The 26,405-nt window shown below is 54.4% G+C and carries 19 protein-coding genes; 13 read left to right on the top strand and 6 right to left on the bottom strand.

The annotated features are described in order from the left end of the window. Positions 1-13: 13 nt before the first annotated feature. From QZL66_RS04570 to QZL66_RS04560, 3 genes are all read right to left on the bottom strand, one after another. A complete protein-coding gene (locus QZL66_RS04570) occupies positions 14-3,028 on the bottom strand; it encodes an ABC transporter ATP-binding protein/permease (RefSeq protein ID WP_022410566.1) in 3,015 nt (1,004 codons plus the stop codon). Positions 3,029-3,172: 144 nt separating this feature from the next. Beyond that, positions 3,173-3,925, bottom strand: coding sequence for a type 1 glutamine amidotransferase (locus tag QZL66_RS04565; protein ID WP_022410565.1), 753 nt, complete (start codon positions 3,923-3,925; stop codon positions 3,173-3,175). Further along, positions 3,918-5,267: a MurT ligase domain-containing protein gene (locus tag QZL66_RS04560; RefSeq protein WP_022410564.1), complete on the bottom strand. Its 1,350-nt coding sequence runs from the start codon at positions 5,265-5,267 to the stop codon at positions 3,918-3,920. Before QZL66_RS04560 ends, QZL66_RS04565 begins: the two co-directional genes overlap by 8 nt. Before the next feature lie 428 nt (positions 5,268-5,695). Here QZL66_RS04560 and QZL66_RS04555 point away from each other — a divergent pair, with 428 nt between their 5' ends. Beyond that, on the top strand, positions 5,696-7,675 hold the full coding sequence (locus QZL66_RS04555) for a dockerin type I repeat-containing protein (protein WP_022410563.1): 1,980 nt from the start codon (positions 5,696-5,698) through the stop codon (positions 7,673-7,675). On the opposite strand, the gene QZL66_RS04550 is transcribed toward QZL66_RS04555, so the two are convergent. Continuing rightward, entirely contained in the window at positions 7,626-8,957 is a 1,332-nt protein-coding gene (locus QZL66_RS04550; RefSeq protein ID WP_022410562.1) for an MATE family efflux transporter, read from the bottom strand. The two genes, QZL66_RS04555 and QZL66_RS04550, sit on opposite strands and share 50 nt — an antisense overlap. Before the next feature lie 250 nt (positions 8,958-9,207). On the opposite strand from QZL66_RS04550, the gene QZL66_RS04545 reads away from it, so the two are divergent. From QZL66_RS04545 to QZL66_RS04520, 6 genes are all read left to right on the top strand, one after another. Then, positions 9,208-10,593 carry an MATE family efflux transporter gene (locus QZL66_RS04545; protein WP_022410561.1) on the top strand — a complete coding sequence of 462 codons (1,386 nt, stop codon included), beginning with the start codon at positions 9,208-9,210 and terminating at the stop codon, positions 10,591-10,593. 144 nt (positions 10,594-10,737) lie between these two features. Continuing rightward, positions 10,738-11,553, top strand: a complete 816-nt coding sequence (locus QZL66_RS04540) for a response regulator (protein ID WP_022410560.1) — start codon at positions 10,738-10,740, stop codon at positions 11,551-11,553. Positions 11,554-11,742: 189 nt separating this feature from the next. Beyond that, on the top strand, positions 11,743-13,161 hold the full coding sequence (locus QZL66_RS04535) for an efflux RND transporter periplasmic adaptor subunit (RefSeq protein WP_022410559.1): 1,419 nt from the start codon (positions 11,743-11,745) through the stop codon (positions 13,159-13,161). Beyond that, positions 13,151-13,855, top strand: a complete 705-nt coding sequence (locus QZL66_RS04530; protein ID WP_022410558.1) for an ABC transporter ATP-binding protein — start codon at positions 13,151-13,153, stop codon at positions 13,853-13,855. The genes QZL66_RS04535 and QZL66_RS04530 overlap by 11 nt, the downstream gene beginning before the upstream one ends. Continuing rightward, positions 13,852-15,621 (top strand): hypothetical protein, encoded by a 1,770-nt coding sequence (locus QZL66_RS04525; RefSeq protein ID WP_022410557.1) that lies wholly within the window; start codon positions 13,852-13,854, stop codon positions 15,619-15,621. Before QZL66_RS04530 ends, QZL66_RS04525 begins: the two co-directional genes overlap by 4 nt. A gap of 18 nt (positions 15,622-15,639) precedes the next feature. Beyond that, positions 15,640-16,905, top strand: coding sequence for an ABC transporter permease (locus tag QZL66_RS04520; RefSeq protein WP_022410556.1), 1,266 nt, complete (start codon positions 15,640-15,642; stop codon positions 16,903-16,905). Between the two features lie 82 nt (positions 16,906-16,987). Here QZL66_RS04520 and QZL66_RS04515 read toward each other — a convergent pair whose 3' ends face one another. Both QZL66_RS04515 and QZL66_RS04510 read right to left on the bottom strand, forming a co-directional pair. After that, positions 16,988-17,761, bottom strand: a complete 774-nt coding sequence (locus tag QZL66_RS04515) for a histidinol-phosphatase (protein ID WP_022410555.1) — start codon at positions 17,759-17,761, stop codon at positions 16,988-16,990. After that, positions 17,758-18,441: a DUF308 domain-containing protein gene (locus QZL66_RS04510; RefSeq protein ID WP_022410554.1), complete on the bottom strand. Its 684-nt coding sequence runs from the start codon at positions 18,439-18,441 to the stop codon at positions 17,758-17,760. Before QZL66_RS04510 ends, QZL66_RS04515 begins: the two co-directional genes overlap by 4 nt. 294 nt (positions 18,442-18,735) lie before the next feature. Between QZL66_RS04510 and QZL66_RS04505 the strand changes: the two genes are divergently transcribed. The 6 genes from QZL66_RS04505 to QZL66_RS04480 all read left to right on the top strand — a co-directional run. Further along, positions 18,736-19,266, top strand: coding sequence for an inorganic diphosphatase (locus tag QZL66_RS04505; RefSeq protein ID WP_022410553.1), 531 nt, complete (start codon positions 18,736-18,738; stop codon positions 19,264-19,266). Positions 19,267-19,343: 77 nt separating this feature from the next. Beyond that, entirely contained in the window at positions 19,344-20,495 is a 1,152-nt protein-coding gene (locus tag QZL66_RS04500; RefSeq protein ID WP_022410552.1) for a ribose-phosphate pyrophosphokinase, read from the top strand. A gap of 328 nt (positions 20,496-20,823) precedes the next feature. Then, the gene (alaS, locus tag QZL66_RS04495) at positions 20,824-23,466 is read left to right on the top strand and encodes an alanine--tRNA ligase (RefSeq protein ID WP_022410551.1); all 2,643 of its coding nucleotides are present in this window, start codon (positions 20,824-20,826) and stop codon (positions 23,464-23,466) included. Positions 23,467-23,471: 5 nt separating this feature from the next. Then, a complete protein-coding gene (locus QZL66_RS04490; RefSeq protein WP_022410550.1) occupies positions 23,472-23,834 on the top strand; it encodes a histidine triad nucleotide-binding protein in 363 nt (120 codons plus the stop codon). A 10-nt stretch (positions 23,835-23,844) separates the two neighbouring features. Then, positions 23,845-24,387: a phosphoribosyltransferase family protein gene (locus tag QZL66_RS04485; protein WP_022410549.1), complete on the top strand. Its 543-nt coding sequence runs from the start codon at positions 23,845-23,847 to the stop codon at positions 24,385-24,387. Between the two features lie 15 nt (positions 24,388-24,402). Beyond that, positions 24,403-26,405: ComEC/Rec2 family competence protein (locus QZL66_RS04480; RefSeq protein WP_293601855.1), on the top strand; the 2,003-nt coding region annotated here is incomplete at its 3' end.

Below are 26,405 nucleotides of genomic sequence, written 5' to 3'. Positions count from 1 at the left end.
TGTTTGGAATGCCTTACTCGGTGCGGAGTGCAACCACCGGATCTTTCTTTGCTGCGCTTCTGGACGGGATCAATCCGGAGATCAGCGTCAGTGCAACGCTGATTGCCACCAGAATGATTGCCGTGGGAACCGGCAGGAATGCACGGAGGTTGGGGATTCCTGTGAGGTGCTGCACGATCATGTTAATGGGAATACAGAGCAGGTAGGTGACTGCCACGCCAAGCACACCGGACAGCAATCCGATGATGATGGTTTCCGCATTGAACATGCTGCAAACCTCCCGCTTCGATGCGCCGATGGCACGGAGAATGCCGATTTCCTTGGTGCGCTCCTGTACAGAGATCAGCGTGATGACACCGATCATAATGGAGGACACGATGAGAGAGATGGCAACGAATGCGATCAGCACATAGCTGATGGTGTGGATGATGGTGGTGACGGAGGACATCATGATGCCGATGTAGTCCGTGTACTGTATCTTCGCCATTTCGTCCACCGAGTCGTTGTATTCCGAGATGGCGTCCTCGATGACATCCTTGTTTTCAAAGGTGGAGGCGTAGAGGTTAATGGCGGAGGGCATGTCCAGATCCACATAGCCCAGCTGTGTCAGGTTGTCCTCATAGGTGGAATCGGAGAACGTCATAATGGTGTCATAGTACAGCGCACCCTGTGTGTCGGTCATGGTTTTCAGGGTGTTCTGGAATCCGGCAGCAAGCTCCTGCGGCTGCGCCGATGCCATCTGCTGCTGTACCTGCTGGGCGTACTGCGCCTTGATCTGTTCCTGTACCATCTGCGACATGGTGTCGTTCAGCTCGTCGTCGCCCATGGATTCCAGATAAGACGAAACGTCCTCCTCGCTCATGCCCATTTGCTGTACCATCGCCTGTGTCAGTGCAGATTCCATATCTGCACGGGACATGCTTTGCAGCGTCTGTTCGGTCTGAGTTTGCAGTTCCTCTTCGGAGGGCGTGCCCATCATCTGGACATACAGCTCTGCCTGCTTGGACTCGTCCAGCGATTCTGCATACTCCCGAAATGCTGCGGTTTTGTCCGCATCGGAGCGTGTGCCGGTTGCCTCCTCAAAAGGCAGCCCTGTGAGTACATCGGTGGAGGGGTCGTCCAGCTGCGCCTGAATGGCATCAGCGTTCCGGCTGTGCTCGATGACGTAATCGGTCAGGGCGCTGGTGTAGCCGATGGAACCGGAGAGCATGGTGGACTGTGCATCCTCGCTCGGGCGGATGATGCCTGTAATTTTCAGCGGGATCGCATTGTCATAGAGGTACTTGATGCCGGCGTCGGTGTCCCGCAGGTCGGAGTACAGTCCGGTATTTTCGTCGTAGTGGTAGCAGTCGGAGTTGAGGATGACACGGAATTCCATGTTGCAGAGTTCGTCATAAGTCCACTTGCCGGAGGTTCTGTCCTCCAGCTTGGAGCCGTCTGCGGCGGCGCTGACTACCTCGCCCATCTCGGATTCCGGCTTCAGTCCCAGTGTGTACAGCGTGGTGTCATCCAGTTCGTTGTTTTCGTCCACCACCAGAACGATCTCGTTGTAGTTCTCCGGCCATGCGCCGTATACCACGTCGTACTGCTTTTTCAGCAGGCTGTTGATGGGCTGTCCGTCATCGCCGGAGAGCATCTCCTGCCAAACCTGACCGGACATTCCGCCCATGGAGGACATGAGGGAACTGCTCATCAGGCCGGAGTTCTCGGACATCTTCATCATAGAGGAAACGTCCACGTGCATATATTTCAGCATCAGTTCCTGAAGCAGCTGATTGGCATCGGAGGGAATGATGGTGCCGTCTACATTCTTGGTGTAGACCAGCAGGTTCAGGTCGTAAGAATACTGGATGCCGTTCATTGCCTGATGCAGGTCGGATTCCTTGTCGCTATACCTCTTTTCCAGATAGGTCTTGAAGGACTTCAGGTCGTTTTCCGAACTGTCGGCGTTGTTCATCGCCTTGACAATATCATACATGGAGGAGTGCTCATACACGGCGTCGTCGCTGTGGCCGGAATCGGAACTGGATTTGCCCATGAATGTCTCCATGACGGCGCTCAGATCGGTGTTGGTCTTTTCGATGGTGAGAGGGTAGGACGAGAGCGCATCCTCCTGCACCTCGTCAATATATGTGGAAAATCCCTGGGACACGGCGTAAATCAGGGCGATGCCGATGATGCCGATGCTTCCGGCAAAACCGGTGAGTGCGGTGCGTCCCTTTTTGGTGATGAGGTTTTTCAGAGACAGGGAGAACGCCGTGAAAAACGACATGGACGGCCGGCGCTGTTTCTTTTTTCCGCCGGACTGTACAGCAGCGTCCTGCGCCTGTTCCGCCTGAATTTCCTCGTCCGAGAGCGGTGCAGTGTCATCTGTGATCACACCGTCCAGCATCCGGATGATGCGGGAGGAGTACTGCTCCGCCAATTCGGGGTTGTGGGTGACCATGATGACCAGACGATTCCTGGAGACCTCCTTGAGGATGTCCATGATCTGTACGCTTGTCTTGGTGTCCAGTGCACCGGTCGGCTCGTCCGCCAGAATGATGTCCGGATTGTTGACCAGTGCACGGGCAATGGCGACACGCTGCATCTGTCCGCCGGACATCTCGCTGGGCTTTTTGTGGAGCTGGTTGCCCAGTCCCACATCCTCAAGCGCCTGCTTCGCCCGCTTTTTCCGATCCGCCTTGGAAACGCCGGAGAGCGTCAGCGCCAATTCTACGTTTTGCAGGACGGTCTGGTGGGGAATCAGGTTGTAACTCTGAAAGACAAAGCCGATGGAATGATTGCGGTAAGTGTCCCAGTCCCGATCCCGGAAGTCCCTGGTGGAGCGTCCGTTGATGATGAGGTCGCCCCTGGTGTACTGATCCAGTCCGCCGATGATGTTCAGCATGGTGGTCTTTCCGCAGCCGGACGGCCCCAGAATGGAGACCAGTTCGCTCTTGCGGAACTTCAGGTCGATGCCCTTGAGGGCGTGCACGGTGTTTTCGCCGGCCGGGTAATCCTTCTGGATGCCTTTGAGTTCTAGCATAGTTTTCCTCCTGTTTTCATTGCTTTTGGCTTCTTTTTTATGATTTATCATAAAAACAGGGCGCACTCATCACCTGAATCAGCCCCATTGTTTTTTAGGATCTGTTTTCACAAGACACTTGTATACGCTTGTGAAAACAGGTTCCTATTCTGCGTTTTCTTTCAAAAGACGCTGGAACATCACTTCCCGTCCTTCTTCCTCAATGGTATCATCCAACTGCGGCAATGTGACCGGATACCCTAACTTCCGTTCCATGCAGTACTGAATGATATAATCGGCGACCGCCGGATTTTTGGAGAGCAGCGGGCCGTGGAGGTACGTGGCGATGACATTCTTTTCGAAGTAGCCCTCATACGTACCGCCGCTGACGTTGCCGTTTCCGTAGAGCACTCTGCCCAGCGGTGTTTCCACGTGTTCGGTCATGCCGCCGTGGTTCTCGAAGCCGATGATGCGTGTCTGCCTGCCGCCCAGATTGGCATCAATGATGATGTTGCCGATGCAGCGGGCGGATTTGTTGGTGGATGCCGTGGTATAGTAGGAGAACAGCCCCACGCCCGGTGTTTCCGTGCCGTTGGAGTCCCGGTAGAACTGTCCCATGAGTTGGTAGCCGCCGCAAATCATCAGCAGGAATGCGCCGTTTTCATAGGCACGCCGGATGCCGTCTTTGCTCTTCATCAGAGCACTGGAAACGATGTTCTGTTCCAGATCGGCACCGCCCCCCAGATAGATCATATCGTAGCCGGAGAAGTCCTGCATGTCCTGATCGATGTCGCACTTGTCCACCTGACACTCAATGTTCCGCATGGCGCAGCGGTATTTCAAAATTTCCATGTTTCCGCCGTCGCCGTAGAGATTGAGGAGATCGGGGTACATGTGAAGAACGTTCAGTTTAACCATTTTTTCTCGCTTTCCCTTCGATGGCTTTTTTCAGGGCAGCTCTCACGGGCTGGACTGCGCTGTAGTTGGCGATGGCGAACTTCTGTCCGGTGGTGGAGAGAAATTCGTCCGATGCTGCCTGAATGTCCGGAATGACGGTGATCTTCTTGGCATCATAGCCGGACACCTTGATGCGGATGGCGATGTCATAGGCACGGCTTCCGCTGGTCACAACACGGCTGACATTCCGGAAAATGCTGAAATTGATATCCCAGATCCAGGATACATCGCAGCCGTCCTCGATGTTGTCGTTGAGAACGAACAGCAGTTCCTTTTCGCCCTCCATCTCGTTGAGGGTGCGCAGTGTCATGTTTGCGCCGACGGGGTTTTTCGCCAGATTCAGCACGATGCGGCTCTCGCCGTCCCGGAACTCCTCCATTCTGCCGTTGTTGACTTTGAGCGTCTGGAATGTGTTGCGGATGTTCTCCTCGTCGAAGCCGTAGAACTTTGCCACGGCATACACAGCGCACATGTTATACATATAATAAATGCTGTTGTACGGGGTCTGGTAGGTCTTGCCGTCCACGGTGAACTGATAGTTTTTCAGATCCACGTTGGCGGTCCGGACATACGGCGTGATGTTGCCGTATCCGCACTTGGGACAGCGGAATCTGCCGATGTGGGAGTATTGGTAATAATCGTAGACCAGCTCCTCCTTGCAGAGGGGGCAGAACATGCCGTCGCCCACTTCGTAGAGGGAGTCGGTGGCGTTGGCGTATCTTGCCACGCTGAAATAATGGACATTTTTCTGGTTGCTGGGATTGGCATAGCCCAGACGCACCACGTTGGGATCGTCCCCATTGAGGAACAGGTTGCCCTCGAATGTCTCGCAGAACCGCTGTACCTTGAGAATCAGCGTTTCGATCTCGCCGTTGCGGTCCAGCTGGTCACGGAAGAAGTTCAGCACCACCAGCGACTCCAGCTTCAGCTGGGAAAAGACCACCGGCACGTGGGACTCGTCCACCTCCAGCACCAGATAATCCGCTTTGACCTTTCCGGTCATGGTGCAGTGCTTCAGCAGCAGGGAGCAGATACCGGTATCCAGATTGTTGCCCTCCGGATTGGTGATGATGTTGTTGCCCTCTTTCTGAAAGAGGTGCCCGATGAAATTGGTGACGCTGGTCTTGCCGTTGGTGCCGGTGCAGGCAATGATGGGGCACTCTACCTGAAAGATCTCCAGACAGTTTTTCCGCAGTGCCTGAAGAATGATTCCTGGCAGATTGCCGCCCCGAAAGTGAAATAGGCGCATCAGCCCGATGATGAGCTTGCCCAGAGCTACCATAAAAACACGAATCAACCACATAATGCTGTATTCTCCATTCCAACCGAATCGGTTTGATCGCATTCCAATTTGTTTCAGAATACGCTTCAGAGTGTGTTCGCACAAAATGCTTGTGCGGATTTTCGAGCAAAATTTTATGCAAACAAGGCAAAAATCCGCAGGCATACTTTCGTATGGCAAGGATTTTTAACGCAGTTGGCGTAAAATTTTGCCGAAAAGACGTGCATTTCATTTTGTGTGAATATGCTCTAGTATAGCATAAAACCCAGAAAAAGTCAAGAACGAGGAAATTGCGCCAACGAACGTCATTGCCCGTCTCTCACGTCAAAATCCTGCGGCTTTTGTGAGTTTGTTGACTTTTTTGAAAAAATATGCTATTCTTATTTTGTGAAATGCGTGAATTTGTAAGCAGAAAAGAATGAAACATAACTCATAAGGAGGCGTATCTTATGAAGCGATTTTTACAGCGAACCGTTGGCATTGCCGTGGCAGCACTGCTCCTGCCCTTTGCCACGGCTGGACAGGCGGTACTGGCAGAAACGACTGCCGATACGGCAGTCTGCCATGCCTACACCGGCACCAACGAAGAGGCACAGAACTACATGCGCTGGGCGCAGACCATGCAGTCGTTTTTGACGCCGTGTAGCGATGGGACACTGATGCAGGTTCAGGCGGATTTGCAGGAGGGCTATTATATCGCACAGTATTACAGCAGCGATTTCCAGCCGCTGTGTGCCGTGCGGATTGCGCAGGAGCTGCCGCTTTTCGGCGGATTCTATGCGGCGGGGGATGCCTACTATATTCTCACCGGACAGAGCCAGGCGACCGACAGCAGCGGGACACGGGAAGAGGACGATGATCTGGAGGTGTTCCGTGTCACCAAGTACGACAGGAACTGGAATCGCCTCGGGAGCTGCGGGGTGTACGGTGCGGATACCACCGTTCCGTTCAGCGCCGGCAGCGCCCGTATGGCCGATGACGGCACGTATCTTCTGGTGCGCACCTGTCACGAGATGTACAACTCAGGCGGTGTATACCACCAGTCCAACTTCACATTTCAGGTGAATATGGCGGAGATGACCGTGACGGACTATTTCACAGACACCAAGAACATGAACCACGGCTATGTCAGCCATTCCTTCAACCAGTTTCTCCAGATGGACAACGGCACTCTTGTGACCGCAGACCACGGGGATGCCTATGGCAGAGGCGTGATCTTTATGCGCTATCCCACGGACATTTCCGCCGGCACCTTCCAGAGCAATGGGGTGGAATATTTGCAGACCCTTGTCCCGGCCGGAAGCGGAAACAGCACGGGCATTTCTGTCGGCGGATTTGCCTGCATGGATGACCAGTACCTCATCGCCTATAACGCTGTGGATGATGCCGAGGAGCGCACAACGTACGCCGGAGAAAAGCGGTATCACTATTCCTCCAGCAGCAAGGGCAGCTTTGACGGCAAAATGTACACTCTGCCGGAATACCGGAACATCTGCTTCTCCATGATTGACAAGAAGGACGGCAGCTATACCAACTATCAGTGTACGGAATACGCCGAGGCGGACGGCAAGTCCGCTTCCACTCCGCAGCTTGTGACGCTGGAAAACGGCAAGTTTGTTCTGCTGTGGAGCGAGATGAACGTCGTCAGAACCGGCGAGTATATCGGCTATTCCGGCTATAACAACTATTATAGTTATGTCCCCAATCACACCGTCTATGCCATGATCTCGGACGGGGAGGATGCCGATACAGTCTGCTTTGAGGGCGACCTCTCAGACTGCCAGCCGGTGGTGTATCAGGGCAATGTCGTCTGGTATGTGCGAAACGGCGATCAGGCGACGTTCTACCAGCTCACACCGGACGGGGAAATACAGACGAAAACAGCTGGCTATTCCCACATCTGCGAGAACGGTTCCGGCACCTGCGTGGTCTGCGGAGAAGAAGTACAGCAGCCGCCGGAATCCGTTGCCGGCGATGTTAACGGGGACGGCGTGTTTGACGGGCAGGATGCAGCGGTTTTGCAGGAATTTCTTCTCGGCGAATCGCCGGTCATGGAGAACCCGTCCCGTGCCGACTGGAACGGGGACGGCACTTTGGATGCCTTTGACTTGGCGCTTATGCGTCAGGCATTGTGCGGGAATCACGAGCAATATGGACTCTGCGGAATAAGAGCTCGTGTTCATAGGCGTCTATCTACGTCTTTTCGGCAAATTTTGTTGCATACTGCGTTAAAAATTCTTGCCATACGAAAGTATGCCTGCAAATTTTTGCCTTGTCTGCAAAAAAATTTGCTCGAAAATCCGCATATATTTCCTACGAACACAAGCTCTAAAAAAGCTGCTGCACAGGTCTGCTTTCTGTGCGGCAGCGTTTTGTCTGTTATGCCCTTTTGCGCCACTTCTGTGTGCAGTACTCCGAAAAGGAGATGACGAAGTTGGAGAGCCAGCCGATGGGGACAGCCACCCAGACCATCTGGATACCGAACCGCGGTGCCATGGTGAATGCGAATATCACACGGATGGAGAGGTTGACCAGATTGGCAACGGTGAACATTTTCATGTCGCCGGCACCTCGGAGCAGCCCGTCTACCGCCATCTTCCAGCCGATCAGGCAGAAGAACCATCCCATGAATGTCAGGTAGCCCTCGCCGGTGGAGAAAGCGGCATCTGTGCCGTCTGTCCCCAGAAACAGCGCCACCAGCGGACGGTGCAGAAATTCCAGACTCAGACAGATAACGGCAGCACAGACCAGCACCATCCAGTTCGCTGCATGATAGCCCTTTACTACACGCTCCTGCTGTTTGGCTCCCAGATTCTGTGCGGTGAACGAGGAGAGGGCATTGCCAATGGCTGCCATGGGAACGATGCAGATGGATTCCAGCCGCATTGCTGCTGAGAATCCTGCCAGCGCCTCTGAACCAAAGCTGTTTACCACGGACTGTACCAGCATCATGCCGATGGAAACAGTGGACTGCTGTAGAATGGAAGGGAGGGCGATGCGTGTCATGCGCAGCAGCTCAGGACAGCTGAACACGCCGGATTTTTTGCAGGGGAACTGACGCAGTTCCCGCAGCAGAACCACGAAAGAGAGCACTGCAGAGATGCCCTGTGCGATCAGTGTTGCCCACGCCACACCGGCAATTCCCATGTGAAATTTTGTGACCATCAGAACGTCCAGCACCACGTTGAATACTGAAGAAAAGATGAGGAAATACAGGGGAATGCGGGATTTCCCCAGTGCGTTGAACATGGAGGAGAGTACATTGTACAGGAACAGAAAGGGCAGTCCCAGAAAGTAGATGTTCAGGTACTCCACCGCCATGTCCAGAACATCGGCAGGCGTTTTCAACAGGCGCATAATTCCCTGGCTAAAGGCGAGTCCCGCACCGCCCAGCAGGATGCTTATGCCCAGAAACGCCAGACAGGCAGTGTAGAGGGCGAGCTTCATGCGGGCGTATTCCTTGGCGCCGAAGTAACGGCTGACAATGACGGATGCGCCGATGCCGCCGCCGATTGCCACACAGATGAAGATGTTTGTCAGCGCATAAGAGGCACCCACCGCAGCAAGTGCCTGTTCTCCCACGTATCGCCCGACGATGGCGGAATCCGCCATGGTGTACAACTGCTGAAACAGATTCCCCAGAATCATGGGGAGGGAGAATAGCAGCAGGGCGGCAGCGGGTTTCTTTTGAATGAGGTAGTCGTTTTCCATGTTGTTGCTCCTTTGCAGCCGCTCTGGAGAAAGCGGAGCATTTGCATTTTTTGTCGTGTACATTTATTATAGAACGTCCCTTGTGGAAAAATCAAGAGTTAGATTTGAATAAGAAGTGAGCGGCGCAAAATTTGACATTTCCGGAAATATCCGCTATAATGAAAGTGTTTGAAAAAATAGAAGCAAAACGATCGACAGCGGTTCTTCGGAGAGCCGCTGTTTCTGATGAAAGAGAGACGAGTGACAGCATATGCAGCAAAAAACAGTGGACACCAGCCGAACTGCCAAACGCTCCGACCTGATGACGGAGGGGGCAATCTGGAAAAAGATCGTGGTATTTTCCGTTCCTCTCATTTTGGGCAATCTGCTCCAGCAGATGTACAGTACCGTGGATTCCATTATTGTGGGAAACTATGTGGGCAGCAATGCGCTGGCGGCGGTGGGCTCCAGCACAGCATTGATCAACCTGCTGATCGCCTTTAGCCAGGGGGCTTCCGTGGGTGCCGGCGTGGTGGTGTCCCAGTACATCGGCGCAAAGGATAAGCGTGGCCTGCGTGCAGCGGTGCACACGGCGCTGACCATCGCCGGCATTCTGGGGCTGGTGCTGACGGTGGCGGGTATTTTCCTGAGCCGTCAGCTTTTGATCTGGATGCAGACGCCGGCGGATGTGCTGGAAGATTCTGTGCGGTATCTTCAGGTGTACTCCGGCGGTCTGATTTGCAGTGTGGTTTATAACATGGCGACGGGTATTCTCAATGCGGCAGGGAACTCCCGCCGTCCGCTGCTCTATCTGGGCGTTGCGTCTGTTGTCAACATTGCGCTGGACATTCTGCTGATTGAGGGTTTTCATATGGGCGTTGAGGGCGCAGCTATCGCCACGGATGCCAGCCAGCTGGTTTCCTGTGTGCTGGCAATGGCGTTCCTTATGCGTACTAAAGCGGACTATCGGGTTTCCCTGCGTCGGCTTCGCATCCAGAAAAACGTGGCAATTCGAATCCTGAAAGTGGGACTTCCGGCTGGCATTCAGAGCATGGTCATCTCGCTTTCCAACGTGCTGGTTCAGTCCAGTGTCAACAGCTTTGGTGCTACGGAAATGGCGGGCTTCGGCGCTTACCTGAAAATTGACGGGTTCAATATCCTGCCGGTGCTGAGCATCAGCATGGCGAGCACCACCTTTGTGGGGCAAAACTATGGCGCCGGAAAAATCGACCGTGTGAAAAAGGGAATGTGGGTCACGCTGCTGATCGGGCTGGTGTATACTGTGGCGCTGGGCATTCTGCTGTCCATTTTTTCCGAACCGGTCATGCGCCTGTTCACGGATGATACGGCGGTGATCGAGAGCGGAAAACAGGTGATGCGCTATTTCTGCCCTTTTTATTTCCTGCTGAGCATTCTGTACGGTTTGGTGGGAACGGTGCGTGGAACGGGAAAGAGTATTCCGCCTATGGTGGTGCTGCTGTTTTCGTTCTGCGTGTTCCGCATTTTCTGGATTCAGCTTGCCGTGCCTCAGTTCGGCTCCAGCCGGGGCGTCTATGTGCTGTATCCCATCTCCTGGACGATTGGCGCAGTTTCCATGGTGCTGTATGCGTGGAAAGGAAAATGGTTGACATCTGCGTCGAAACTGTGTAGAAAATGAGACGGTTTCAATGTGCTCCGGTGGCGACATCGGAGCATTTTTTGCGTAATCAACCAAAATTGTGAATAAAAAGGTTGACAACTAAAAATGCTTGTGGTATAATAGATGTCGAATTTGGACGGCTGAAAGGAAGCGACGGGTGGAATGGTGATTATTGCGGTGGATGATGAGTGGATGGCGCTGGAACATGCGGTGTCTGTGATTTGTGCAGCTGCACCGGGCGCAGAGGTACACGCCTTTCGAAACGCTGAGGCAGCCATGCGATATGCAAAGGCGCACGTCATTCATGTGGCGTTTCTGGACATTCACATGCCAAAAGTGGGCGGGTTGGAGCTGGCGCAGCAGCTGAAAGCACAGTTTCCGGAGATCAATCTGATTTTTGCCACAGGGTATACCCGTTATATGCCGGAGGCGTTCCGGCTGCGTGCCAGCGGCTATCTGCTGAAACCGCTGGGGGAGGAGTCGGTGCAGGAGGAACTGGAAAATCTGCGCAATCCGGTGCTTGCTTCACTGCGACAGGCGCCGATCTATGTGCAGACATTCGGAAACTTTGAGATTTTCGTACACGGAAAAACGGTGCACTTCTCCCGCAAAAAGGCGAAGGAATGTCTGGCGTATCTCATCGACCGGAACGGCGCCAATGTAGAAACGGCAGAGCTGAGCGCCATTCTCTGGGATGCCTCGGAGAATAGCCACTCGCTGCAAAAGCAGGTGCAAACCGTGATCTCCTGCATGCTCCGTGCGCTGCGGGAGGCTGGCGCAGAGGAGATCATCCGGAAGAACTGGGGCAGCATGGCGATTGATGTGGCGCTGGTAGAGTGCGATTACTACCACCTGCTGCATGGGGATGCAGCAGCAGTGCAGGCATTCTCCGGCGAGTATATGACCAACTATCGCTGGGCAGAGGGGACTGCTGGTTTTTTGTATGAGAAATACGCACATGAAAGCGTGCGTGCATAGCGAAGAAGGGGCAGTTTTTGGCAGGCAAAAACTGCTCTTATTTTCATAGAATATTTTTGCGAAAACCACGAATAGTTCTTGACAAGGTGCTGGAACTATGCTATACTGGTTTCACTGTTGTATGATATGTGCAACGGATAAAACAGAGAAGTTGATTCTGACCCGGTGACAGAAAGGAACGGATGGGATATGAAAAAGTCAAAGAAGATTCTCATTGGTGCAGCGGCTTGTGCGACAGCTGCTGCCGTGTGTGTGTCTGGCGTGCTGATCTGGCATCATGCCGAAAAGAAGACGGATACGGACGGACTGGCATATGTTTGTCCGGTTTCCGATGTAAATACCGCTGCTGCTGTGATTTCCGACATGCAGTTTTCCGGCGTGGTCGTGCCGCAGGAGACCAAGGAAATCAAGGTGGACACCAGCAAGACCATTTCCGAGGTTCTGGTGCAGGAGGGCGACCATGTTGATGCCGGCGCACCGCTGTTCACCTATGATGTGGAGTCCATGCAGCTGGAACTGGCGCAGGGCAATGTGGAGATCGAGCGGATGCAGAACGAGATCAGCTCCAGCCAGCAGCAGATCAGCCAGCTGGAGAGCGAGAAGAAAAACGCCAGCGCAGACGACCAGCTCTCCTATACCACACAGATCCAGTCCCTCCAGACGGATATTGCCAAGACGCAGTATGACATCAAGACCAAGAAAATCGAGCTGGAAAAGCTTCAGAATACCATTGACCACGCCACCATCACCTCGGACATCGCCGGAACGGTGCAGTCCCTCAAGACCACAGAGCAGCTGCAGAGCGAGGGCGGTGATGTGCTGATGAAGGTGATGTCTGACGGCGAATTTCGTGTCAAGTGCAACGCCAATGAACAGAACGTCTACATGCTCTCCAAGGATGAGGCGATGACGGCGCACTCCCGCATCAATGATGACACGTGGAGCGGCACCATCTCGGAGATCAGCTCGGAGGCGGAAACCAGTTCCAACAACAACATGTACTACGGTTCCAGTGATGAGATGACGACCACTTCCAAGTATCCGTTCTATGTCAAGCTGGATTCCGGCGAGGGACTGATGCTGGGACAGCATCTGCTGGTGACACCGGAGGTTGGAAGCACCGTGGAGAAGAGCGGTATCTGGCTCTATCAGGACTATGTGCTGACCGATGATGACGGCGGGAGTTATGTTTGGGCAGCAGATGATAAGGGACGCTTGGAAAAGCGGAAGGTGACGCTGGGCGAGAGCGACGAAAGCATGGGCGACTGCGAGATCGCCAGCGGACTCTCCGAGGACGACCTCATTGCATTTCCGGCGGACGACTATCAGGAGGGCATGCGCACCACCACCAATGCTGACGAGATCTCTCAGCAGGATGACGGCGATATTCAGGACGGCAGTGTGTACGATGAGAACGGCAACCCTGTGGACATCGGCGGTGACGGCGGGATCTACGGCGAGGACGGCAGCGTAATTTCCGGTGGAGAAGACAGCGCTGCAGACGGCGTGGACCCCAGTATAGATGATAGCTACCTGATCGATGGTGAGGACAGTGGAGCAGCTGACGCAGCCCAGCCGGAAGAAGGCGGTGAGAGCGATGGTAATTGAACTGCATGACATCTGCAAATCCTATTTGCAGGGAAAAGAACAAGTTCCCGTGCTGCATCACATTGATCTCGATGTGGCAGAGGGGGAATATCTGGCAATCATGGGACCATCCGGCTCCGGCAAGTCCACACTGATGAATATCATCGGACTGCTGGATCAGCAGACCAGCGGTTCGTATTTCTTTGACGGACGGGATATGACGCAGTGCAGCGACAACCAGCTCTCAGACATCCGCAACCAGAAGATCGGATTTGTCTTTCAGAATTTCAACCTGCTGCCCCGCCAGTCCGTGCTGGAAAATGTGGCGCTTCCGCTGCTCTATGCCGGCGTGCGAAAGAAAGACCGGCTGGTGCGGGCACGGGAGATGCTGGAACGTGTGGGACTGGCGGAACGGGTGCAGTTCCGCCCCACGCAGCTCTCCGGCGGACAGAAACAGCGTGTGGCAATTGCACGGGCGATGGTGAGTCACCCCAGACTGCTGCTGGCGGACGAGCCGACCGGCGCACTGGACACCCGTTCCGGCGAACAGATCATGGAGCTGTTTCATCAGCTTCACGCAGAGGGCGTTACCATTGTTATGATTACCCACGAACCAGAAATTGCTGGTCATGCAGAACGTGTGGTGACCATTCGGGACGGCAGGCTGGAAAACGGCAGCTTTTCCGAAACAGAACAGGAGGGTGAGGCATCATGACAAAGGGAAAAAAGATTCTGGCGGTCATCCTGAGCGTGACAGTGCTGGCAGGCGGTGGTGCAGGCGGTGCGTATTATTACCGTGCACGGCAGGCAGCCAAGCATAAGGTCGCCGTAACACCTGTCGCCAACCTCATGGATTACTACTGGGGTGATGGCATCAGCATGGACGGCACGGTGATTTCCGGCGATGTCCAGAATGTAATTCTGAGCAGCAGCCAGATGGTGGAGAAAGTCCTCGTCAAGGAAGGCGACAAGGTTACCAAGGGCACACCGCTGCTGGATTATGATATGACTGCTGTTGCACTGGATGTGGCGCAGAAAAAGACGGCGCTCGCCGTTGCCGAGGACAATGTGCGAAAGGCGCAGAAAGAGCTGGAACGGCTCAAGCAGCTCCGCCCTTCTGAGGAAGCGCCGGCGTATCCGGACGATGGTGATTTCCCCGATTTTCCGGATGATGACGATTCGGACGATTCCGATGACGATATCAAACCCGTTGGGAAACCGCAGGCGGAGATCACCGCTATGACACAGGCAGCAACCGGTACCGGTACCGCAGACGATCCCTACCAGTTTGTTTGCAGCGGAAAAACCGTGGTGCGCAAGGCAGCACTAGAGCAGCTGCAAACCGGCAAGGGCTGCGCTGTATTTGTAGTCTACAATGCAGATGCCACAACAGCGCTGTATGCATGGCTGGTGCGTGGGGATGCGCTGGGAACCGTGACACTCACAGACTGGACGCTGGGCGAACAGATCACCGTGACCGATGACGGCGGTGTGCAGGTTCGTGGCAGCGGAAACTGGTTCGGGACACTGCAGGTGGGCGGAACGTTCACCTATGATCCGGCATCAAACGTGACAGATCCGACACAGCCCGCTACCACCCAGCCGTCCACCGATACCACAGAGCCGTCCTCCACAGAACCCGCAGACACCACGGAAGCGCCCGCTTCCAGCGAACCGGCGGAGATGCTCCCCACTGCTGTGATTCGCCCCATGGCAGCAATCGTACCGCTGGCGAGCAGCAATTCGGAAAACTATCTGTACACCAGAGAACAACTGAAGCAGAGAGTGAAGGAGCAGGAGATTCAGATCCAGTCTCTGCAAATTGCCCAGAAAAAGGCAAAGATCGACTATGAGAGCGCCGAGGAAAAACAGAAGAATGCGCAGGAGCTGAGCAAGATCGACGGCGTTGTCACCAAGGTGGCGAAGTCAGCGGAGGATCTCCAGTCCAACGAGCCGTATCTTGTGGTAAAGGGAAGCGGCGGTGTTGTGATTCAGGGAACGGTCAGCGAGATGAATCTGGACAAGCTGACCGTCGGCGCAACCATCAGCGTCAACTCCTGGGAAACCGGCGAGGTGGTCTCCGCAGAGGTGACAAAGATCGAAACCGCCCCAACGTCCTATGATTCCCAGAGTTATGGCGGAGAGAATCCCAACAACAGCGCCTATCCGTTTCAGGCAGCCGTGACAGAAGACACCAATCTCTCTGTGGGCGATTCGGTTTCGCTGAGCTTTTCCAGCGGAGAGGAAAGCGACCATTTCTATCTGCCCATGAGTTATGTGCGGCAGGAGAACGGACGGTACTACGTGATGAAAAAGTCCAGGGAGAACACGCTGGAAAAGCAGACGGTTCAGACGGGTAAGATCGTCTATGGCGGATACTCCATTGAGATCATTTCCGGCATTGACAGTTCGGACGAGATCTGTTTCCCCTACGGCAAGTACGTGGCAGAGGGTGCTGCCGTCAAGGAAGAGAACAATTGACAGGAGGTGTCGGAAGATATGTTGGAAAATATCCGTTTGTCCTTACAGGGCATTTTTTCACATAAGGTGCGTTCCATTCTGACGATGCTGGGCATTATCATCGGCATTGCTGCCATCATCGCCATTGTTTCTACCATCAAGGGAACCAATGAGCAGATCAAAAACAACCTGATCGGCTCCGGCAATAATACGGTGCAGGTGCAGCTGTATCAGGGGGACGGCACCTATGATTTCAGCTATCAGAGCTCGCCGGCAAATGTGCCGGTGCTCCCTCAGAGCGTCAAGGAGAAGATCGCAGAGGTCGCCGATGTGGAGTCGGTTTCGTTCTATCGGTCACGCAGCTACTGCGACAACGTGTTCTACCGGAACACGGCGTTCAACGGCGCAATGTACGGCGTGGACAGCACGTATTTTGACACGGCCGGATATCACGTGCAGGCGGGACGGGGCTTCACAGAAAAGGAGTACACCGATAACCGCAAGGCGGTCATTCTGGACAACACAGCGGTGAAGAGCCTGTTCTCAGGAGAGAGCCCCATTGGACAGGTCATCGACATTCAGGGCGAGCCGTTTACCATTGTGGGGGTTGTGACAGAAAGCAGCGCTTTTGAACCGGTCATCAATTCCGAGGAGGACTACTGGACTTATATGGGCTCTTCCGGCGGAAAGATGTTCATTCCCACCAACTCGTGGCCCATCGTCTACCAGTACGACGAGCCGGAAAATTGTCTGGCGAAAGCTGCTGATACGGACAGCATGCCTGCTGTGGGCAAAAAAGTGGCAGACCTGATGAACGCCACCATTCAGAGCACCGGCAATTCGGACAGCGAGGCGAAGATTCAGTACAAGAGCGAGGATCTTTTGGGACAGGCAAAATCCCTGCAGGAGCTGAGTTCTTCCACCAACACCATGCTGATCTGGATCGCCAGCATCTCCCTGCTGGTGGGCGGTATCGGCGTCATGAACATTATGCTGGTTTCCGTGACAGAGCGCACCCGTGAGATCGGTTTGAAAAAAGCGATCGGCGCAAAAAAACACAGCATTCTGGCACAGTTCCTCACAGAGGCATCCGTGCTCACCAGCATCGGCGGCATCATCGGTGTGGGAATTGGCATCGCACTGGCGCAGCTGATCTCCCGCATTGCCTCGGTACCTGTGGCAATCAGTTCGCTCTCCATTGTGGTTTCTGTGGTATTCTCCATGGTGGTTGGCATTGTCTTTGGACTGATTCCCTCCATCAAGGCAGCGAACCTGAACCCCATTGATGCGCTGCGGTACGAATAACTGCAACAATACCATACGCATAAAAAACAGCTGCTGTTTTCGCTTTGGAAAACGGCAGCTGTCTGCGTTTATAGGCATCGGTTTATTTTGTGCCGAAGTTCGGCAGCATCTGCACCAGCGGCAGGTGGAACTGTGCTGCCCAATCCTCGCACATCCGGATGTACTTTTGATTGGAGAGCCGATCCGGCGTGTGGGCATCGCAGCCGATGATGGCGGAATTTCCCACCTCTTCGGCAATTTTCCAGAACCGGCGGGAGGGGTAATGCCGACTCTCCACCAGTCCCAGCAGGTTGATTTCCAGGGGGAACTGCTTCTTCTTGCAGTAGACACAGAGCCGGCGGAACTGTTCGTCATAGATCTCGTCTGCACCGGTGAAGTGCATCAGATCGGGATGCGCCGGATAGAGGTAGTCGCCGGTTTCCAGCGCCTCGATGACCAGATCAACATAGCGCTGCAGGGCACTTGCATCATTTGAGGGAAAACCGGTGTAGACGGAGTGCATCTCATTCTCGGTGAAGTGCTCGCCAAGAATGCGGTAGTCGATGGGGTAGCCCTCCAGCAGACGGCGCTGTTCCTCCATCATGTCGGGAACGTACTCCGCCTCGAAGCCGATGTAAATGGTGATATCTCTGGCGTACTCCCGCCGCAGCTGTTCCAGCGAGGTGAAATAATCGTCCAGTTCCTCCGGACGCATGCGGGTGCGGGACACATATTCTTTCGGAAAAACCCATGGGCAGTGGTCGGAGAAGCCGAGAACTTTCAGACCGCCTGCGATGGCTTCCTCCACATATGCCCTGTCCTCTCCTTTGGCGTGCTGGCACCGTGCTGTGTGGGTGTGGTAGTTGGCGGTGATCATGACTGCTGTTCCTGTTCCGGCTGGGAGATGTGATCCTCCGGTGCGGCAGCGGTGTCCTGCGCCGCAGACGCTGTGGCGGTTTCAGTATAGGAGGTTTCCACAACCTGCGCTGCCTTGGGAACAGAAGTCCGTGCCAGGATCTCGTTGACGATGCGGATGACACCGCTGATGATGAGGAGAATGCCGATGACGGAATAGCCGGCGCTCTTGTTGATCCACATCACATAGATGAAGAGGAATGCGCCGAGGACAATGTTGGTGACGGCGAACAGTACGGGAACAAAGATGGTGGCACCTTCCTTGCGGAAGGTGAGAGTGTTCATGACGCCGGAGATGCCGCTGGCGATCACGCACAGGGAGATCAGCACCGGAATGAACCGGTTGATGGTAAAGGGAATCAGAATCAGCGCTGCGCCGACGACCAGCCAGATGATGCCATTCACCAGATACTGGGGCTGCACCTCATACTTTCGGCGGGAGGCGTAGATGACGACTTCCACCAGTCCGATCAGTGCTCCCAGAATGCCGAGTCCGAGAAACAGCTTGTCGATCAGCGTTTCATTGACCATGAGCAGGATACCGATGGCGATCAGACAGAGCGGAAGGACGAAAGGCAGCAGCACATACACGAGCTGCTTGGATTTCTTGGATCGCTGAGAGGTTCGGGAATCTTTTTTCATAAATTGCTCCTTTCGCATGCAGGCAGCTGCTTCGGAAAAAACAGATGCGCACAGTGCTTTTTCTTCATATATTTTTCATTATATCACTTTTTTCTGCATTTGGCAAGTGGCTCCTGTGACTTTTCTGCAAAATCCGCAGGCGGATTTCTGTTCGCTTTCGGTAAAAACAGCGAAATTCGGAAAAACGAAGAAAATTCAAAATGCCTGTATTGACAAAACTCGAAAAAATGGTATACTTAAACTATGTGACATATGACGGCGGATCTCCGCAGTTCGACAGAAAGGAAGAAAAAGATGAATATCTGGCACGATATCAACCCGAAGCGCATTACACCGGATGAGTTTGTCGCAGTCATTGAGATTCCGAAGAATAGTAAGGTCAAGTATGAGCTGAACAAGGAAACCGGCATTTTGGAAATGGATCGCATTCTCTACACTTCGACCCACTATCCGGCAAACTATGGCTTTATTCCGCGAACCTATGCCGATGACGGCGACCCGCTGGATGTGCTGGTGCTCTGTTCGCAGCAGCTGAATCCCATGACATTGGTGCGGTGCTATCCCATCGGTGTCATTCACATGATCGACAACGGCAGGCGGGACGACAAGATCGTTGCAATTCCGTGCAACGACCCGACCTATAATTCCTATCACAACATCGATGACCTGCCACGGCATATCTTTGAGGAAATGGTGCACTTCTTCCAGGTTTACAAGGAGCTGGAACATAAGAGCACGGCGGTGGACGAAGTCGAGGATGTCTATGCGGCAAAGGAAATCATTGCTGCGGATATTGACCATTACGTGGACACGTTCTGCAAGTAAGAATCTGTTTACGGTATCACTTTTCGGCGTGAAAAATTTGCAGCCTGCCTGCAAATAAAATAGAAAGAGGTTAAATTATGGTATCAGCATCAGACATTTTGTTTAATCATGGGACAAGCGTAGCTCCGCTTGGCCTGATTGCAATGAGCGGCACAGAGGAAATGGCTGCGAAGATCGACCATTATCTGGTGGATTGGGCGCACAAGGGCGGCTATGACTGGGATACATTCCTGATCGACTGCGAGTGCCCCCGCTTTTCCTCAGGTGACGGCAAGGGACTGATCAAGTCCACCATCCGTGGCAAGGATCTGTTCATTCTCGTAGATGTAGGAAATTATGATATCAAGTATCAGATGTTCGATCAGAAAAACGGCATGTCTCCGGACGATCACTATCAGGATCTGAAGCGTATCATTCAGGCAGCCAGCGGTAAGGCACACCGTATCAACGTTATCATGCCGATCCTGTACGGCGGCCGTCAGCACCGCCGGAACTACCGAGAATCTCTGGACTGCGCATGCGCCCTGCAGGAGCTGGAGCGCATGGGCGTTGATAATATCCTGACCGTAGATGCGCATGATCCCCGGGTACACAACGCCATCCCGCTCATGGGCTTTGACAACATGATGCCCTCTTATCAGGTTCTGAAGGCAATGTTCCAGACCATTCCGCATCTGAAGACCACACCGGATGAATTCATGGTCATCAGTCCGGATGAGGGCGCACTGAACCGCAATATGTACTATGCCTCTATGCTGGGCGTACAGATGGGCATGTTCTACAAGCGCCGTGACTATGCGAAGATCGTCAATGGTCATAACCCCATCGTGGCACACGAGTATCTGGGCAACTCCGTAGAGGACAAGGATGTATTTATCGCTGATGATATCATCTCCTCCGGTGAGTCTATGCTGGATATCGCCTATGCGCTGAAGGAACGCAAGGCTCGCCGTGTCTTCTGCTATGCAACTTACGGTCTGTTCGTCAACGGACTGGAGAAGTTCGACAAGGCATATGAGGACGGATACATTGACGCTGTGTTCGGCACAAACCTGACTTACCGGACAAAGGCACTGCTGTCCCGCCCGTGGTTCCACGAGGTAGACTGCACCAAGTACCTGTCCTACTACATCGCTGCGCTGAACCACGATGTTTCCATCGGCAAGGTCATCGACCCGAATGCCAAGGTCAAGGCACTGCTGGAGCGCAGAAACAAGGAAAATGCTTGAGCGCATGGCTTTTTCCAAAAAAACAGTTGACATTGCCGAAAAAAATTGGTATACTAGAAAAAGTAACTGAATAGAAGTTAAGGGCGCAGAGCGGAATAACTGTCCTGGCTGCTGCAAAGAGAGAACGTGTTGGGTGAGAACGTTTCAGCGGACGGCAGGTGCTACCCGTGAGCCTTTCTGAGAAATCGGAACGTAGGTGCTGCGTTAAAGCGCAAGAGGGAAATAGGTGTACTATTTCCGAACTTGGGTGGTAACACGAAGGCCTTCGTCCCATTTGGCGGCGAGGGCCTTTTTCTATTTTTAATTTGCAAAGGAGTTCTGAAACGACATGAAGTGGCAAGGCGTAAATGAATTGAGAGAGAAATATCTGTCATTTTTCGAGAGCAAGGGACACACCCGTCTCCCCAGCTTCTCGCTGATTCCGCAGGGGGACAAGAGCCTTCTGCTCATCAACTCTGGTATGGCACCGCTGAAAAAGTATTTTCTGGGACAGGCTGTTCCGCCGAATACCCGTGTGACTACCTGCCAGAAGTGCATCCGCACACCGGATATTGAACGTGTTGGTCAGACCGCACGCCACGGCACCTACTTTGAGATGCTGGGTAACTTCTCTTTCGGCGATTACTTCAAGATCGAGGCAATCACATGGGCCTGGGAGTTCTTCACCAAGGTGCTGGAGATGCCGGCAGATAAGCTGTATGTATCCGTCTTTGAAAACGATGACGAGGCCTATGACATGTGGACGAAGCAGATCGGTGTGGCAGAAGACCACATGGTTCGTCTGGGCAGAGAGGACAACTTCTGGGAACACGGTTCCGGTCCTTGCGGCCCGTGTTCGGAGATCTACTTCGACCGTGGTCCGGAAAAGGGCTGCGGCAAGCCGGACTGCCACGTTGGCTGCGACTGCGACCGTTATGTTGAGGTATGGAATCTGGTATTCAGCCAGTTCGACAGCGACGGCAACGGCCACTACACTGAAATGGAACACAAGAACATCGACACCGGCATGGGTCTGGAACGTCTGGCATGTGTCATGCAGGGCGTGGACAACCTGTTCGAGGTCGACACCGTTCAGAATATTATGAAGCACGTCTGCCGGATCGCCGGTGTGACTTATAACGAGGATGACAAGACTGATGTGGCACTCCGTGTCATCACTGACCACATCCGCAGCACCACATTCATGATCGGCGATGGCGTTATGCCGTCCAATGCCGGCCGTGGCTATGTGCTCCGCCGTCTGCTCCGCCGTGCCGCAAGATACGGCAGACTCATCGGCATCAAGAAGCCGTTCCTGTACGAAGTGGTAGAAACAGTCATCCACGAGAATGCCTCTGCTTATCCGGAACTGGAGGAGAAAAAGGCATACATCCGCAAGATCGTAGAGGAGGAGGAAAAGACCTTTGCCAAGACTGTGGACAAGGGCTTCGACCTGCTGTCCGGCATTTTGACACAGCTCAAGGAAGCAGGCAAGACCGTGATCTCCGGCGAGGATGCGTTCAAGCTCAGCGATACTTACGGATTCCCCATTGACCTGACCGAGGAAATCGCCGCAGAACAGGACGTTTCTGTCGATCGTGACCGTTTTGCTGCACTGGTAGAGGAACAGCGTACCAGAGCACGTCAGGACTATCAGAATAAGGCAGGCTCTTCCTGGGCAGACAACAGCGTGAAGATCGATGCGCCCAAGACTGTTTTCACCGGCTATACCAGCGAGGCAGAGGAAGCAAAGGTCATTGCCGTATTCCGTGACGGCGAAGCAGTGGATGCAGTTGCTGAGGGCGAAACCGCAGTGGTGGTTCTGGATCGCACCCCGTTCTACGCAGAGAGCGGCGGACAGATCGGCGATTCCGGCGTTATTGCAACACCGGAGAGCACATTCTCCGTGGAAACCACCAGCAAGACAGAGGACGGCCATTTCCTGCACTTTGGTATGGTAGAAGAGGGCGAGATTCGGGTCGGCGAGAGCGTCTCTGCAAAGATCGACGCCGAAAAGCGCCGCAAGACCATGCGCAACCATACCGCAGCGCACCTGCTGCAGGCTGCACTGCGCACTGTTCTGGGCGACCATGTTCATCAGGCTGGCCAGCTGGTCACCGATACACGCTGCCGGTTCGACTTCTCCCACTTCTCCGCACTGACTGCTGAGGAGATCAAGCAGGTAGAAGCACTGGTCAACGAGAAGATTCTGGAGGCGATTCCGGTCGTTACCAAGGAACTGCCTATCGCAGAGGCAAAGAAGCTGGGCGCAATGGCACTGTTCGGCGAGAAGTACGGCGATATCGTTCGGGTTGTCAGCGTGGGCGATTACTCCGTTGAGTTCTGCGGCGGTACCCATGTGGACAACACCGCAAAGCTGGGACTGTTCCGGATTCTGTCGGAGAGCTCGGTGGCTTCCGGCGTGCGCCGTATCGAGGCGGTAACCGGCACCGGCGTTCTGGAACTGCTGGCATCCTATGAGGAAACCATGGCATCTGCTGCCAAGGCAATGAAGCTGAGCAGCACCAATGATCTGGCAGCACACTGTGCATCCCTGATGGCAGAGTGCAAGGAAAAGGATCGCCAGATCGAGGCACTGAACCAGAAGATCTCCGATGCCAAGATGGCTGTCATCTTCGACAACGCCAAGGAGATTTCCGGCGTCAAGGTCGTATCGGCAATGCTCAACGGCACGACTCCGCAAGTTCTGCGGAAGATGGGCGATACCATCAAGGATATGAAGGAACCGGTTATCGCTGTTCTGGCAAGCGTCAGCGGCGAAAAGGGCAATCTGGTCTGCGCATGCTCCGAAGCTGCCCGGCAGAAGGGCGCACACGCCGGAAAGATCGTACAGAGAGTGGCTGCTATCACCGGCGGTAAGGGCGGCGGAAAGCCGGACAGCGCAATGGCCGGCGTTGGCAAAACTTATATGGTCGATGAAGCGCTGCTGGCACTGGATGCCATTGCCGCAGAATTTGTGAAGGAGGACTAATCCGCATGGAAGACTGCCTGTTTTGTAAAATCATTGCGGGAGAAATTCCCAGCACTAAAGTCTACGAGGACGATACCGTCTACGTATTCAAGGACATCAATCCCATTACTCCCGTTCACTACCTGCTGATCCCGAAGCAGCACATCTGCTGCGCTGCCAAGATCACGCCGGAAAATTCGGCAGTGGTGGCACACATCTATGAGGTAGCTGCCAAGATCGCTGCAGATCAGGGGCTGACAGATGGCTACCGCATCGTCACCAACTGCGGTGAAAACGCAGGTCAGACGGTGTTCCACCTGCACTTCCATATGCTGGCAGGCGTGAAGATGGGCTGGGGCGCAGATGCCGTCCAGCCGGTGGAAGAATAAGGGGGCACACATGGCAGCATACTATACTTTGCACATTGCCGGACTGACACGGGAGCTGAAAATCTGTTCCATCAGCGACAAGCTGGACATTGCAGCGTTCATTCTGTTCTCCGATGTGGAACTGACGGAGGCGTGTGCAAAAGAGCTGGCAGCTCGTGTGCCGGCGTGCGACTATATCCTGACCGCTGAGAGCAAGGGCATTCCCCTTGCCTATGAGATGTCCCGTCAGCTGGGTGTGCCGTATATCGTGGCGAGAAAGTCCGTCAAGGGCTATATGACCGATGTCCTGTCGGTTCAGGTAAAGTCCATCACCACGGCAGCAGTGCAGACGCTCTATCTGGACGGCGACAAGGCTGCCTGGATGCGTGGAAAGCGGATTCTGGTGGTAGATGACGTGGTCAGCACAGGGGATTCCCTGCGGGCACTGCATCAGCTGGTGCAGTCCGCCGGCGGAACGGTGGCTGGAAATGCCGCACCGCTGGCAGAGGGCGATGCGGCTTCACGGGATGACCTGATTTATCTGGAAAAGCTTCCGTTGTTTTTCAAAGACTGAGAATCGGCGGTGCATATGAAACGGAAAATGGTGTGGATTGGGATTCCATGGCTGCTGGGACTCTTCCTCGCAGTGTCCTGCCAGCTTTCCGTCGTGATGTGTCTGCTTCCGGCAGCTTGGATGCTGCTGGGAGCATTCCGTCTATTTCGGCAGATTCCTGCAAAGGAGGCACTCTGCGCCGGCGGTGCGATGGGACTGGCAGTGGGGGCAGTTTTGCTCTACACGGTGCTGGTCTGTCAGCCGGTGATGGAGTATGACGGCAAGATCACGACATTTTCCGGCAGTGTCACGCAGGTGACGGAGTACGATGGAGATCGGGCGCAATATCAGGTGAAAGGGGCGTTTGCAGATGGTACCCGTGCCAAAGTTCTGGTCTATACCGATGACCTCGGCGCACAGTATGGGGATACGTTGAAAATTGCCGGTCCGTTTTCTGTGCCGGAGGATTCCTATCTTTGGAACGGAGCATCCTATTACCGAAGCAAGGGAATCTTCCTACAGGCGGACAGCGATGCCAGTGTGCGGCTGACACCTACCGATCACGGAAAACTGGTGCGGTGGCTGCATGCATACCGGGAGCGCATCTCTCTGCGCATCCGCATGTTTGCCGGAACAGAGGCGGGCGGTCTGGTGAGCGCCATGCTTCTAGGGACACGTTCCACGCTGCCGGACGAAACCAAGAACCTGTTTGCCCACCACGGCATCAGCCATGTGGTGTCAGTCTCCGGACTACATCTGGTGCTGTTCCTATCGGTCTGGCAGTGGATCGGCAGACGGCTACACCTGCGGCGCTGGCCGCAGTTTTGCAGCACGGCGCTGTGGACGGCCGCCTATGCGCTCATGGTAGATACACCGGTTTCTATTTTGCGTGCGGGACTGATGTTCCTGCTGGTGCAGAGCGCACCGCTGGTGTACCGTCGGGCGGATACCCTCAACTCCCTGTGCATTGCCGGTGTCGTGCTGACGCTGGGCAATCCCTATCTCATGGGGGATGCCTCGTTTCTGCTGTCCATGGCAGGAACATTCGGCATCGGGGTGTTTGCTCCGTGGATGACGGCGAAAATCTCCAGCACGCATTTCGGCACAAAACTGCTTCAGAATCTGGTATCGCTGTGCTGCGTTTCGCTGGCGATTTTTCCGGTGACGCTGCTGTACTTTCGGGAGATTTCCGTTATCTCGCCCATTGCCAACCTGCTTCTTGTGCCAATTTGCACGGGGATGCTGCTGATTGCCGTGATCGTATTTCTCACAGGCGGCGTCGGGCTTGTGCTGAAACCGGCTGCGGTGCTGCTGCGTCTGATGTACCGGATTTTGCTTCTGTTTTCCTACGGATTACAGCGGCTGGTTCCGGCGATGTTTCCCACAGGGTGGAAGCTGCTGCCGCTGCTGGTGTGCCTGCTTATAGGATTTGCGGTGCTGGTGGCCTTTCTGAAAAAACGGCAGCGCACCACCGCCGCAGCGCTGGCAATTTCCATTGTCCTGCTGTATGCCGGACAGACCGCCTATCAGATGGGCGAGCGCAGTGTCTTTCGAGTGACGGTGCTGGGGCAGAAAAAAGACGCCGTCGTGGTGATCGCTTACCAAGGGCGAACCGATGTCATCGATCTGACAGGCGGATACCGCAACCCGAAATATGTGAAAGCGTGGCTGCAATCGGAGGGCATCCGGACACTCAGCACACTGTGCCTGACCAAAAATGCCGACCAGATGCGTGTCTGCTACCCTCAGACCATGCCGCTGGTTTCGGCGGAGGAGGCGGCTGTGCCGTCGGACTGCTGGCTGCCGGAACCGGTTTTCCTCATGGGTGCAGAGATCTACCAGACCGACCTCGTGCAGATCACAGATCCGCTGTATACCGTCACGCTGTCGGATGATGTGCTGCAAATCCAGTTCGGCAACCTGCGCTTTTGCGTGGGCACGACGCTGGAGAAACTGCCGGACGGCGAATGGAATGCTGTCATTTGTAACCGCTGGAACGGCGGGGAAGATACGGCGTTTCCGGAACAGACCAAGCTGGT

The organism is Ruminococcus sp. CAG:330 (genome assembly GCF_000437175.1).
Classification (GTDB): domain Bacteria; phylum Bacillota; class Clostridia; order Oscillospirales; family Ruminococcaceae; genus Ruminococcus_C.
Note: the sequence above shows the minus strand (reverse complement) of the source record. Positions and strands in the feature narration are given on the sequence as shown.